The following is a 13,652-nucleotide window of genomic DNA, read 5'->3' as shown; positions in this document are numbered from 1 at the left end:
AGCTTTTATTTCAATCTATTATCAGAACTTAGATTTAAAACCAACTAAGCTTCTAATCTCGTTGTCCCGATGAGGTGCGTATTATACGCTGTTTACACTCTTTGTCAAGAAGTTTTTTGGATTTGTTTAAAGTTTGTTTGTTTTTCAAACTTTTCAAATCGCTCCCTGCCTCAACAGAACGACGTATTGTATACCCTTTTGACTGAACGTCAAGGACTATTTTTAGTATACATAACTTCTCGTATCAATAATTTATATAAAGAATTAGTAAATGGTAGCGATGAGAGAGAATTGATTACTGGTTTATCATTATTGTTTATATTGAGGATTAAACTAATATTGCGGATTAATCCATCAACAATCCCCTATTAAGGCTATGGATTTGGTAAAATAACTATATAAGATAACCTGTCATAAATTAATCTTAGAATAACTATTAATACCGCGTTGTACGTTATGTTTCGTAAAACTTCTCTTCTAACTCAAAGTTATGACGATAGCTGACATAATCGACCAAAATATCTAAGGGGTCCAGATGCAAGTAATCAAAACAGATGTGGCAATCATTGGTGCTGGAGGCGCAGGACTTCGAGCCGCCATAGAGATTGCCCGTAGTGCGCCAGATACTGAGGTGATGTTAATTTCAAAAGTGTACCCAATGCGCAGCCACACTGTTGCTGCTGAGGGAGGCGCTGCCGGAGTCGTTCGTGATGATGATTCTTTGGAAAATCACTTTAATGACACGGTGTCAGGTGGTGATTGGTTGTGCGAACAAGATGTGGTGGAGTATTTTGTTGAACACGCCACTGAGGAAATGATTCAACTTGAGCATTGGGGTTGCCCTTGGTCCCGCTTGCCGAATGGTCGAGCCAATGTGCGCCGCTTTGGGGGCATGAAGATTCCGCGTACTTGGTTTGCGTCAGATAAGACCGGCTTTCATATTCTACACACCTTGTTTCAGACCTCTATGCAGTATCCCAATATTAAGCGTCTGGATGAACACTTTGCCTTAGATTTGATAATGAGTTCTAGCAGTCAACAAGTGCAACAAAAAGAGCTAGAAGGTGTGCTGTGCTACGACTTATTAAATGGTAAAACAGTGGCGGTACAAGCCAAAAGTGTGATTATCGCTACGGGCGGTGCAGGCCGAATCTATACCTTTAATACCAATGGCGGTATTGTGACTGGCGACGGTATGGCGTTGGCCTATCGTCATGGTGTGCCTCTGCGTGATATGGAATTTTTGCAATACCACCCTACCGGATTACCGGGTTCTGGAATCTTAATGACAGAAGGTTGCCGCGGTGAGGGAGGTATCTTAGTCAACAAAGACGGCTATCGCTATCTACAAGATTATGGCTTGGGGCCTGAAACACCTGTTGGCGAACCCAAAAACAAGTACATGGAGCTTGGCCCACGCGACCGCTTATCACAAGCTTTCTATCATGAATGGAAAGCAGGTCGTACTATCGATACACCACGTGGGCCAGCCGTCCATCTCGACTTGCACCACCTAGGTGAGGACTATATTAATGAGCGCCTGCCTTTTATTAGATCACTTGCCAAGAAGTTCGTTGGTGTAGACCCCGTATACGAGCCAATTCCTGTCCGAGCAACGGTGCACTACACTATGGGCGGTATTGAAACCGACCGTCATTGTCAGACACGCATTCCCGGCTTATTTGCTGTCGGCGAATGTGCCTCTGTGGGCTTGCATGGTGCAAACCGTCTAGGTTCAAACTCTTTAACAGAGCTGTGCGTGTTCGGCAAAGTAGCTGGTGAAAACGCTTTGCTCCATGCCCAGACCAATCAAAACTCTGTTTCTGCATCAGATTTTGAACAGTTGGCTAAGCAAGCTTTTAAACCCTATGCAGAGCTATTAAATCGAACTAATGGTACCGAAAAACCTGCCGATATCCGTAACGAACTCGGCAGGATGATGGAAGAAAACGTTGGGATCTATCGCAGCGCTGAAAATTCAGAAATTGCCATTGCCGGTATCAAAAAACTTAAAGAACGCTATAAAAATGTAAAAGTCACAGACCATAGCTCGACCTTTAATACTGACTGGCTGACAACTATTGAGCTAGGTTATCTATTAGATGTGGCAGAAAGCATGATTTATAGCGCCAGCGCCCGTAAAGAGTCACGTGGCTCACATCAGCGCCTTGATTATCCAGAGCGTGACGACGAGCATTATCTGAAACACACTCTTGCTTTTTATCAACCAGACGCTGAGCCGGAAATTAAATATAGCGATGTGTTAATTACTAAATCACAACCAGCCACGCGGGCTTATGGTGCTGCAGGAGAAGCTGGAGGAGAAAAGTAATATGAATAGCCAATCTACATTAAATAGTAGCCAACATATTAACCAAAAAAGTAACTCTGACTCCTTAGCAAATAATATTGTCAAAATTACAGTCATGCGTTACCGTCCTGATGAGGATGATAAGCCTTGGCCAGAAACATTTGAAATTGAATGGACTTACGATATGTCTATTCTTGATGCGTTAGGGGTTATTAAAGACAATTTACGCCCAGAGCTTGCTTACCGGTGGTCATGCCGAATGGAGGTGTGTGGCTCGTGTGGTATGGTTATCAATGGCGAACCTAAGCTTGCCTGCTCCACTTTCGTGCGTGACTACGTTAATAAAGCACCGGCTGACAAGGCTCAATCTGAGGGACTTGGAGATATTATCATAGGGGCTATGGATAACTTCCCGATTGAAAAGGACTTAGTAGTAGATACTGAGCCATTTATCAAAAAACTGGAGTCTGTTAGCCCTTATATCATCAGTAAAAACCCACGTGCTTTGAGTGATAAAGAAAACATTCAAACACCAAAACAATTGGCCAAATACAAGCAATACACCATGTGTATTAACTGTATGCTCTGCTATCAAGCCTGCCCTCAAGTCGGACTTAATGCTGATTTCTTAGGGCCTGCCGCCTCAGCATTAGCCCACCGTTACAATCTTGATAGCCGGGATGATGGGGCAAAAATTCGCTTTAAAATGCTCAATGAAGAAAACGGCATCTGGCCGTGTACTTTCGTTGGTTACTGCTCTGATGTGTGTCCAAAACAGGTTGACCCGGCAGGTGCCATCCAGCAAGCCAAAGCACAAGGCGTAGGTTATTGGGCTATGGACTTAATCAGTGGTAATAAAAAACAACAAGAGGAGTCTTAGTCATGGCTAGAAAACCGTATGTCGCAAAACAGTCTGACAACTGGTATCTACAAACTCCTTTTTACAAAAAATACATGCTGCGTGAGTTGACTTGTATTCCCGTTATGCTCGCTGCGCTTAACTTTTTTTGGTGTATTGCAGCCCTTGCCAGCTCTCCTGAAGCCTGGGCGACTTGGGTTAGCTTTCAGCGCAATCCTATTGTGGTCGTTCTCAATATAGTTGCGATTATTGCGGCAATATTTAATAGTGTGGAATGGTTTAAAGCCATGCCAAAAGCTATGCCCATTCAAGTCGGTGAGAAGTTTGTCGAAGATAAAAAGATGATCGCTGGCAGTTGGGTTGCCTTTGCAGTAGTGGCGCTTATTGTGTTCTTCGTCATCAAGGCATTGATGTAACTGAGTGAAATCACCCATCTATATATAAAGGAGAGCATCATGAGTAACAAACACTTAAAACCAATCTTTTGGGGAATATTTTCAGGCGGTGGTACAGCAGCAGCGCTGGCTCTCGCCCCTATGATCGTTGTTATCTGTATTTTATTACCCTTTGGTGTACTGGGTGACCCAAGTAGTTTTTATGAAAACGCTCATGGCTGGATCAGTCATTGGGTCTTCTTGATATTATTCTCAGTATTGGTGTTTTTATTTATGTGGCATGGGGCACATAGACTGTATTATATCTTGCATGATATGCACTACCCTGTTGGCAATGGTACACGCTACTTATTATATACCTTGGCGGTTGCTGCCTTCTTAGTGACCTTGTTTGTGGGATTTTCATAAGTTAAATAAACAAGCTGGTCTTGAGTAAAGACTATTAGTAAGGTAAGTCATGTTTTTTGGCAAAGGAATGCAATCTACTTCTTTTTGAGATTGATTAGGTAGGCAGTATTTGATGGGTCCTTCTATGTACTCTTCTTGAGACTCTGTTTGATTCGGATCAATTGGAGTTAAATAAACCTTACCCAAATTGACATAAGTCTTAATATTTCGTCATAAGTTTCAAGATTCCCCGTCAAATTTATACTAGGAATTTCGCCTAAGGTATAAGCCTTTTCGATATAATTGGAACTCATAAACAATAAAGAAGATCCATTATAGATTTCATATACATATCTCTTCGGTACCGATATATTATATCTATACTCTATCGCTGGGATTAAAAAGTGACCATCTTTATCTGATATATCATAACTATTTGAAGATAAAAATATTTTTATATTTTCAATAAGCTGTTCAGTTTGCCTATCAATAACTTGTCCTGTAATCTCAGGTGTCATGTATTCCACCTTCTGTTGACAGCCAATTTGGGTCAAGGCAATAGTTACTATTGCAATACATGATTTCATAAGCTTCATCTAGTCAATCTCCAGTCGGCTTTTCCATAACAGACCTTTCACATCGGTTTTATTGACTACTACTCGCTCATAAAAATCAATCGGTGGATAATAAGCATCGCTAAAAAAACCGTTAACCTCAATTCTTTTGAATTAGTTCAAAACTCTAGATTTGGATAATTTATTTTTTATTGAAATTAAAATGTTAGAAAATACTAAAATATTAAGCAAAATAAAGAGTGAGAGCCATATAGAAAATATAATATTATCGCCGAATAAAATAGTGGCATAGCTAATATTTATGAAGCTAGCTGTCTCCATAAGCCCAAAAAACCATAATGATATAATGATAGCAATCAAAGAAAGTATGCTTTTAATTACTGGCTTGAGAATATAAAGGGCGTTAATAAACGTTAGAAGTAAAAATAAAGCTCCACTTCCTATTATCAGCAATACGAAATCGTTACCGCCTGCGCCTTGTAAGTCGGATAAACTATATATATCATTATCAATGATATATGAATGAGTATAGAGACCTCCAGATGACTGTATCCCGAAGCTTAGAAGAAACATTCCTAAGCTAATTAAATTAGCTAACATTAACTTTAACATAATTAAGCCTATTTAATATTGAACGGTCATTGAAAGATTGTTTGTCCATTCCGATAAATCTTGTTCCATATAAGTATTACAAGAATCTAAGACGCAGTTATCAGGCTGTCCCACTATTAAACCTTCTAATGCCATTCTAATAGCATTCTGCCATTCCCAAGAGCGACCATAAATACTATTAATTATTCTTTCCTGTGTTATCTCACCATTTATATAACTATCTAACGCATTGTTTCCTGCATTATAGAATACTGTAGCTTCCCTAGGAGTTAATCTCCTACCACGTCTTTTCTGTTCATTGTTTAAATGTTTGCCTATTAAATCCATCGCTATTTCAGCATTTGAAGAGATTATATTAAACACCTCTTCAAGGTAATTAGGATTATCATTTTTTGTGACTCCCATTAAATCTGCTGCTAAACCAAGTTGCATCTCTCCATAACCATAACTTGCATAACGAAAACGCCCCCATATTTAAAACACTAGGGGCTGTCCTAGATAACTAGTTGAAACCCTGTCTAACCCATTGTTTTAATTGACGTAATTGAAACTTTGGGTCACTGTGATTAAACCGCCACTCACATTCCTTCAAATAGAGGTGAAAATGCTCTTTTGGCACACCATTAAACTTGCGTAAATGGCATTTAGCTTGGTTCCAAAAGTTCTCTATACCGTTAATATGATTCTTGTCATTCACAAAGGTTTTAGAGTGGTTAATACGATAATGAGTAAATTCACTGACATCTAGGGCGTTGTAGCTTCTAAATGAATCAGTGTAAACAATGCTATCTGGGACTACTTTTTCTCTAATAATTGGAATCAAGGTATCTGCTTTAGCATTGGGTATAATACAGGCATAAACATTGCCATTACGCTTTAACAGGCCGAATACAGGGACTTCACTACCTGCACCTCGTCCTTTTTTGCCTTTGCGAGTACCGCCAAAGTATGACTCGTCTACTTCGATCTCACCTTCGAATAGGCCAGGCTCTTGGCAGTTTTCGTAAATAAGTATTCGAAGTCTATGAAAGTAATAACTGGCTGTTGTTTTGTTTACGCCGACTAAACTTGCTGCTGTTCTGGCTGTAGAGCCTGCAACAAATAGTTCGATTAGTCTGTTTTGTTTATACCAACTTAGTTTACTCTTTCTCATGGTACTACCCTAAATAATTTTACTTATCTAGGACAGCCCCTAGAATATTCATATCTAGATTACCTTGGTATTAATTCCGAACTATAGGGATCACTAGAAATGGCTATAAACACATTAATCAAGCGAAAAAAGCAGTGAGCACTTATATTTGGCACAATTATCAAAGTGCAAGACCTCATAGCGTTAGTAACTATCTAACATCAGTAGCAAAATAGGGACTTTATTTCCATAAATAGCCTCTTAAATACTGTCAAAAAAACTTGACCACTACACTACTCCACTCTTATTATATTACTTTTACCATAAACAAAATTTGGGCAAGCGATTACATTAAAGCTTCCTTTTGGCTCAAACCCCCTCATACAAAAAGCATACTCATTATCTTCAACTAATAAGTCGTTATAGTTTTCTTCTGAACATATAGGTAGTCCCTTATAAGATTTGTCTTTAGGTAACTTATCTTCCCATATAGGTATGAGTTCATCTTGCCTGATTAAATCAAGACCAAAGAAAACATTTGTAATCTCATCTAGTTTGTGAGGACTAGATTCAATATTTGCAGTTGTGAAATCTGGTTTAAAGCATAGTTTATCGTCTTTATTTATGAAGAAATCGACTTCAAGTCTAATAGGTAACTTGTGTGAAGGGTTCTTATTTACACAGGAAGTAGTTAAACATAAACTAATTATTATCAAGCTATTCAAATATATTCTAAACACATTAGACCTCTTGCAAAAGTAATAAATTAAATTGAAAATTAGCGATACTAGCAAATAACTTTATTTTAAAATCATATCGATTATTACGATTACGATATTTAGTTGCAAAAATTTTAAACAGTTTAAGTAAACCTATTTTATGCTCTACTCTAACAAGGAACTTTGCCAAGTAGTTATTAGCTTTCTCACAAATCTCAAGGGTTTGACCATTGCGAGGTTCTTTAAAAAGTATAAACGTTGTTTCATGTAACTTAGCGATGCCTTGATAGCCACTATCTGCTAGATAATACGTATTATCGGGCAGCCAATCAGGACAAGTATCTTTACAAAACTTAAAGTCATAAACGCTACCTGTCGTCGTTTGAACGTCTAAGATTAAACAAGTTTTCTAATACACTATAACTTGAGCTTTTAGGTTGTGTTGTTTCCTTTTACCACTGTAGTACTCTTTATGGTTTTTTTGGACGTTCAATAGACGTTTTAGTCGCATCATTTACGACAGCTATCCAGTCAGAACAATTAGAGTTACCATAAAGCAGTTTGTTAGGTAATTCAAACTTCCCTGAATGGATAATCATATTCTCAAGCCTTCCTCATTTGGTCTTTTGTTGCACATACTCTTTCAAAGCATCAAACATCTCAAAGAATGTAGCTTTATGGACGACTGTATAACGTTTAAATCCTTTGTCATTGTACTGTAGAACTGTGAAGGTGTTTAGTATTTATGAACTGATGCTACTTTTGTAAGATTTCTAATCTATCCTTAGGAGTTAGGTAGATTAGTCGTATTACTAGGGTCACTTAAAAAATCAGAGAGCACTACTAAATATTCATTCCTGTTATTACGATTCCTATAACCAGAATCAGATACGATAGCTGCAGCTTGTGCCAAAGGTAAACTTAAGCAGTAATATACAAAATAATCAGCGATTATATCCCCTTGTTGCTCCATATTATAATCACACAGTTTTTTAGCAGTATCCAAAACATAAGGGTAGGGGTCAGAACCACCGAACATGTTATTGAGATGCAAACATGCACCTTCCCACTTAACGTTATATCCTAGCTGATATTGCCAAACATGGACCATTTCGTGAATAAATAAATGTTTATAGTTATTAGATTCTGTAGAATAATCAGACTTATAATGACCTTTTGGATAGTATAATTCTCCATCTGGAGTCATAATCGTGTTGTCTTTTTGCCAGCCGAAAGGTAAATATTCTTCATTATGAATATACACTATTGAGTAATCGATTGAGTTGGCAAATACTTTAGTTGCCATAGCAATCTCACCTGGCGTTAGTACCCTTTTTGTTGGAACAGAGACACATTTATGACCACTACTATCAGCTCTAGTTAAGCGATAGTTACCACAATTTATTTCACGTTGTGCCATGATTATTCTTCCTCATCTACAAGTAACGAAATACTGACCTCGGCAGGATTATCAGCTTCAATCAATTGAGTAAACCCTTGAGAGTCAGTGTTACCTGATACGACTTTACCATCATATTTTAATTGATAAGAGACATTTACTAACGGTTCTTGAGTCAATTCATCTAATAATTGAAACTTATCATCATAAACCTCTTCTTCCATCAAATGATTAGAGTCAGACCTATTAAACTGCAAAGGCTCAGGTTGCTTAATAGGCTCAATCTCACCAACCTCAAAATCAGATTGAGCAAAAGACTGCTGAATTGCAATCAGTTTAGAACCACAAGTGGTAACATCACCTGCTCTAGCAATGGGTGCACCGTCAATAATAAATGAGGGATCGCCAGTAGCAATGGTGACTATCTTTTTACACTTTTTGCAGATGACTTTATCGCCTTTACGAGCGACTGGAATGCCATTGTGAGTCGTATGTGGTGAACCACTGACTACTGTACCGCCATGAGTAGTCTTTGCACCTACTGTGATATATGCTGCCATATTAGTATCCAAAGGCTAAAGATAGTTATAAGAGTAAAGTATAAACTCATTTAGCTTAGCACTATTTGATATATTATTAAATAAAACTAAATATATATTTATATATTTTTAAATTTGTTTTCATCTATCTTATCTAAAAAATACGCGTGATAGCTGACATCTAGAACAACTATTTGGATTAAATTAGGCGGGATAAGATTATTTTATTAATCATAGTTATAGTCATATAGGAAATTAGGCATTTTAAAGCTAGAATAATAAGACTGGCTTTGCAGAGTATCCTTTAAACTCCTTAAACAAACTTACAAAAGCAATAACAATCGATTTATAGCCTGTTTGTTCCTTGTATTTAACCTCGTTTGATGATTGACTATAAATAGTTGCTAAAATTGCTTTATAATAGATACTATAATCAGGCTACACACCGACTTTTTAGTCGGTTTTTTCTGTTAGAATTTATACTAACGGTTGTATTTATTATTATCATCACAATTATCATATGATGATTTCTTTATTTGCGTTATGGATTATTTGGATTTAAATTATGGTTGCAATAACTTTACCTGATGGCAGTGTAAAAGAGTTCGACGGTGCGACAACAGTTATGCAAGTGGCTGAAAGTATTGGCCCAGGCCTTGCTAAAGCAACGGTTGCAGGACGTGTAGACGGCAAGCTTGTAGATGCAAGCGACCCTATCACCCATGATGCTAAGGTTGAAATTGTAACCCCTAAAGATGAAGACGGCGTCGATATCATTCGTCACTCTTGTGCGCATTTGTTGGGTCATGCTGTGAAGCAACTTTACCCTAACGTAAAAATGGTTATTGGTCCGGTTATCGAAGAAGGCTTTTATTACGATATCTTTAGTGAAGTCCCATTCACTCCTGATGACATGTCAGCTATTGAAAAACGTATGGCAGAGCTTATTAAGCAAAACTATGACGTTATCAAAAAAATGACACCTCGCGATGAAGCCATCAAAATTTTCAAAGCGCGTAATGAAGATTATAAGCTGAAGCTTATCAACGATATGCCGGAAGAAAAAGAGTTTGGCTTATATTTCCATCAAGAATACGTCGACATGTGCCGTGGCCCACACGTACCAAACACTCGCTTTTTAAAAGTATTTAAGCTAACCAAAATGAGTGGTGCTTATTGGCGTGGTGATGCCAAAAATGAACAACTACAACGTATTTATGGCACGGCTTGGGCTGATAAAAAAGACTTAAAAGCTTATATTGAGCGTATCGAAGAAGCTGAAAAACGTGACCACCGTAAAATTGGTAAAGCTCTAGACTTGTTCCATTTACAAGAGCAAGCACCTGGCATGGTATTTTGGCATCCCAATGGTTGGACCATTTATCAAGTGCTTGAGCAATATATGCGTAAGATTCAGCAAGATAATGGCTATAAAGAAATTAAGACCCCACAAATTGTGGACAGAAGCTTATGGGAAAAATCCGGGCACTGGGAAAACTATGCTGAAAACATGTTTACCACCAGTAGTGAAAACCGTGACTATGCCATTAAGCCTATGAACTGCCCTTGCCACGTGCAAGTATTTAACCAAGGTTTACGCTCATATCGTGATTTACCGCTACGCTTAGCAGAGTTTGGCTCTTGCCACCGTAATGAGCCATCGGGTGCACTACATGGTATTATGCGTGTCCGCGGCTTTACCCAAGATGACGCCCATATTTTCTGTACCAATGCACAAATTGGTAAAGAGGCCTCTGACTTTATTAAGCTTACCCTAGATGTTTATAAAGACTTTGGCTTTGATAATATCGAAATGAAGTTATCAACGCGTCCTGAAAAACGTGTCGGTGCAGATGAGCTTTGGGATGCTGCTGAAAAAGCACTAGCAGATGCTCTAGATGCCGCAGGTCTTAAGTGGGAGCTGCAAGAAGGTGAAGGTGCATTTTATGGTCCGAAGATTGAATTTAGTTTGCGCGACTCTATCGGCCGTGTCTGGCAGTGTGGTACTTTACAGCTAGACTTCAACTTGCCAAATCGTTTGGATGCTCACTATATTAATGAGCAAGGTGAACGTGATGTACCCGTCATGCTACACCGCGCTATCTTAGGTTCATTTGAGCGCTTTATCGGTATGCTTATTGAGCACTATGCCGGTTGGATGCCGGTCTGGCTATCACCGCAGCAAGTGGTGGTGATGAACATCACTGACAAACAAGCTGAAGCTTGTAAAAATGTAGTTGCTGAACTACAAAATGCAGGCCTACGTGTTATTAGTGACTTGCGTAATGAAAAAATTGGATTTAAGATACGAGAAAGAACACTAGAACGTATCCCCTATATGCTAGTATTAGGGGATAAAGAAGTTGAGTCAGGACAAGTTAACGTGCGGACTCGTGAAGGCGAGAACCTAGGCGTAATGTCTGTGGCTGACTTTATTGAATTAATACAGAAAGCTGTTGCCCAAAAGGGGCGACTAACAACAAAAACTGATGAGGAGTAATACCTATTAAACAGTCAAACCGTTTGAACATCAACGAAGAGATCCAGCAAAAAGAAGTTCGCTTAGTGAAAGAAGATGGCGAACAGATGGGCGTTGTCGATATTGAAACTGCCCGTAAAGCGGCTCGTGATGACAATCTAGATTTGGTTGAATTGGTACCGGATGCTAAACCGCCTGTTTGTAAGATTATGGACTACAAGCGCTACTTGTATGACCAAAAACAAAAGGCGAAAGAAGCTAAGAAAAACCAAAAGCAAACTCAGCTTAAAGAGATGAAACTTCGCCCAAATACTGACGAAGCGGACTACCAAGTAAAACTGCGTAAAATTATCAGTTTCTTGGAAGATCAAGACAAGGTTAAAGTAACCATCCGTTTCCGTGGTCGTGAGATGGCTCACCAAGACCTTGGCCGTCAGCAACTTGAGCGTATCATCGAAGATACTGCTGAAATCTCAAATGTCGAGCAACCTCCAAAAATGGAAGGCCGTCAGATGGGTATGCTACTTGGCCCAACACGTAAAAAGTAATCTGCTTAAGAAAGCGTTGTTGAGGACTAAAATCCGCTTCTCTTTCCCAAAGTAGCATTAGCATTACAGTTATAAACGATACCACCAATTTGCAGCAGCAGATTGGTGGTTTTTTTTGGCTGGTGTATTGATTTATTGTTATGCTTTACTCATCTTCACTGAGCTTAGCGTTTGCTTTTATTTATAAATTCACTTAACACTTAACATTATTTACTTATAATCAATATCATCAACTGAAGCTTTCTTGTACTATTTATTCAATAGGTGCTTTATTTATATTTAATACGTGCTCTATTTAACAGGCACATTGTTTATTGACTACTTTATTTTTAAGTGAATATTTTATTTATTGAGCACCACTTACTTTATTAGCCAACGCTTTAATAAATCTATTAATCAAAACAAACTACAACAACTACAAGGACTTCTTATGCAAGAATTAACGCCTCCAGAAAGTGCAAGCACCCCGTCTATTAGCTTAACTCCACCCGAGCCGGTAAAGGAAGTGCCGACCAGTGAAGCGGATCAAATGGTAAAACTTGATCCTAACCAAATTCCTGAGCTAGATGCTAAGGTCGATGCTTTCGTTAGTCATGTGCTTAATAATCCAGTACACAGTAACGAGTTTAAGCAAAATGTACAATCTATCCATAATCTGGGTAATCAAGAAATCCGTGAATCGGCACAAGTGTCAAACCGTATGCTAGAGTTGCCGGCCAAAAGCTTGGACAAAAGCTTATTCGACAACTCCCCTATCGCCAAATCTTTAACTGAACTGCGCGGTATTGTGGAAGATTTAGATCCGAGTAAAAAGCAGCTGACCAGTTCACGTAAGCTATTTGGCTTGATTCCAATGGGCAATAAAGTCCAAGACTACTTCCGTCAATATGAGTCTGCTCAGTCGCATATTAATGCGGTAGTGACCAGTCTTTATAATGGTAAAGATGAGCTGCTCAAAGACAATGCCATGATTGAGCAAGAAAAAGTCAATATGTGGAACTTAATGCAGTCCATTCGCCAGTATATTTATGTTGGCAAAAAAATTGATGAAGAGCTAGAAAAGAAAATCTACGAAGTGGAAGCCACTGATCCTGAAAAGGCTCGTATCATTAAAGAAGAGATGCTGTTTTATGTGCGTCAAAAAAACACTGACTTCTTAACGCAATTGGCTGTTAACGTTCAAGGTTATTTGGCATTAGATACCATCCGCAAAAACAACTTAGAGCTAATTAAAGGGGTGGATCGCGCCACTACTACCACAGTTTCTGCTTTGCGCACCGCAGTGGTTGTGGCTCAAGCGATGACCAATCAAAAGCTGGTATTAGATCAGATCAGTGCGCTGAACAAAACTACTAGCAGCTTAATTGAATCAACTTCAGCCATGATGAAGCGTCAGTCTACTGAAATTCATGAGCAGGCCAGCAACAGTACTATCGAGCTTGATAAGTTACAAAGTGCGTTTAACAATATCTACGAAACCATGGATATGATCAGCGACTACAAAGTGAAAGCGCTAGATAATATGAAAACCACGGTTGATTCATTGACTCATGAGGTAGATAAAGCACAAAAATATTTGGATAAAGCGAACCAGACTACAGTGCTTGAAGTCACCAAAGAGATTGATACCAAAAAAATCACCAATCAAGCCAATAATTCTAACACCGTAGATATTGATATCTAATAGACAGCGTTTA

General features: G+C 38.7%; 15 protein-coding genes. 7 read left to right on the top strand and 8 right to left on the bottom strand.

Features of this window, described 5'->3' with window-relative positions:
- The first annotated feature begins 535 nt into the window (after positions 1-535).
- Genes frdA through frdD form a run of 4 tightly spaced genes read left to right on the top strand, consistent with a single transcriptional unit; the run spans position 536 to position 3,973 of the window.
- Positions 536-2,332: a fumarate reductase (quinol) flavoprotein subunit gene (frdA, locus tag G561_RS0109980; RefSeq protein WP_028859432.1), complete on the top strand. Its 1,797-nt coding sequence runs from the start codon at positions 536-538 to the stop codon at positions 2,330-2,332.
- Between the two features lies 1 nt (position 2,333).
- On the top strand, positions 2,334-3,191 hold the full coding sequence (locus G561_RS0109975) for a succinate dehydrogenase/fumarate reductase iron-sulfur subunit (protein ID WP_081794440.1): 858 nt from the start codon (positions 2,334-2,336) through the stop codon (positions 3,189-3,191).
- 2 nt (positions 3,192-3,193) lie between these two features.
- Positions 3,194-3,586: a fumarate reductase subunit C gene (locus tag G561_RS0109970; RefSeq protein WP_028859430.1), complete on the top strand. Its 393-nt coding sequence runs from the start codon at positions 3,194-3,196 to the stop codon at positions 3,584-3,586.
- Positions 3,587-3,625: 39 nt separating this feature from the next.
- Positions 3,626-3,973 (top strand): fumarate reductase subunit FrdD, encoded by a 348-nt coding sequence (gene frdD / locus G561_RS0109965; protein WP_028859429.1) that lies wholly within the window; start codon positions 3,626-3,628, stop codon positions 3,971-3,973.
- 167 nt (positions 3,974-4,140) lie between these two features.
- On the opposite strand, the gene G561_RS0109960 is transcribed toward frdD, so the two are convergent.
- The 8 genes from G561_RS0109960 to G561_RS0109930 form a co-directional block, all read right to left on the bottom strand.
- On the bottom strand, positions 4,141-4,470 hold the full coding sequence (locus G561_RS0109960; RefSeq protein ID WP_147286690.1) for a hypothetical protein: 330 nt from the start codon (positions 4,468-4,470) through the stop codon (positions 4,141-4,143).
- Between the two features lie 210 nt (positions 4,471-4,680).
- On the bottom strand, positions 4,681-5,139 hold the full coding sequence (locus G561_RS0109955; protein WP_028859427.1) for a hypothetical protein: 459 nt from the start codon (positions 5,137-5,139) through the stop codon (positions 4,681-4,683).
- Between the two features lie 12 nt (positions 5,140-5,151).
- Positions 5,152-5,571, bottom strand: a complete 420-nt coding sequence (locus G561_RS0109950; RefSeq protein WP_028859426.1) for a hypothetical protein — start codon at positions 5,569-5,571, stop codon at positions 5,152-5,154.
- Between the two features lie 70 nt (positions 5,572-5,641).
- Positions 5,642-6,292 carry an IS1595 family transposase gene (locus tag G561_RS0109945; RefSeq protein WP_028859425.1) on the bottom strand — a complete coding sequence of 217 codons (651 nt, stop codon included), beginning with the start codon at positions 6,290-6,292 and terminating at the stop codon, positions 5,642-5,644.
- Between the two features lie 272 nt (positions 6,293-6,564).
- On the bottom strand, positions 6,565-7,011 hold the full coding sequence (locus G561_RS0109940) for a hypothetical protein (RefSeq protein ID WP_028859424.1): 447 nt from the start codon (positions 7,009-7,011) through the stop codon (positions 6,565-6,567).
- A 1-nt stretch (position 7,012) separates the two neighbouring features.
- Positions 7,013-7,387 (bottom strand): transposase family protein, encoded by a 375-nt coding sequence (locus G561_RS15720; RefSeq protein WP_081794439.1) that lies wholly within the window; start codon positions 7,385-7,387, stop codon positions 7,013-7,015.
- Between the two features lie 387 nt (positions 7,388-7,774).
- Entirely contained in the window at positions 7,775-8,410 is a 636-nt protein-coding gene (locus G561_RS14415) for a hypothetical protein (RefSeq protein ID WP_051584492.1), read from the bottom strand.
- Positions 8,411-8,412: 2 nt separating this feature from the next.
- Positions 8,413-8,949, bottom strand: coding sequence for a PAAR domain-containing protein (locus tag G561_RS0109930; RefSeq protein WP_028859423.1), 537 nt, complete (start codon positions 8,947-8,949; stop codon positions 8,413-8,415).
- 544 nt (positions 8,950-9,493) lie between these two features.
- Here G561_RS0109930 and thrS point away from each other — a divergent pair.
- The 3 genes from thrS to G561_RS0109915 all read left to right on the top strand — a co-directional run bounded on the left by thrS (position 9,494) and on the right by G561_RS0109915 (position 13,639).
- A complete protein-coding gene (gene thrS, locus G561_RS0109925) occupies positions 9,494-11,428 on the top strand; it encodes a threonine--tRNA ligase (protein ID WP_028859422.1) in 1,935 nt (644 codons plus the stop codon).
- Between the two features lie 23 nt (positions 11,429-11,451).
- Complete coding sequence (gene infC, locus G561_RS0109920) at positions 11,452-11,955, top strand: translation initiation factor IF-3 (protein ID WP_037032135.1); 504 nt, start codon at positions 11,452-11,454, stop codon at positions 11,953-11,955.
- 430 nt (positions 11,956-12,385) lie between these two features.
- On the top strand, positions 12,386-13,639 hold the full coding sequence (locus G561_RS0109915; protein ID WP_028859420.1) for a toxic anion resistance protein: 1,254 nt from the start codon (positions 12,386-12,388) through the stop codon (positions 13,637-13,639).
- Positions 13,640-13,652 lie beyond the last annotated feature (13 nt).

It is taken from the genome of Psychrobacter phenylpyruvicus DSM 7000 = NBRC 102152 (assembly GCF_000685805.1).
Taxonomy (GTDB): Bacteria; Pseudomonadota; Gammaproteobacteria; order Pseudomonadales; family Moraxellaceae; genus Psychrobacter; species Psychrobacter phenylpyruvicus.
Note: the sequence above shows the minus strand (reverse complement) of the source record. Positions and strands in the feature narration are given on the sequence as shown.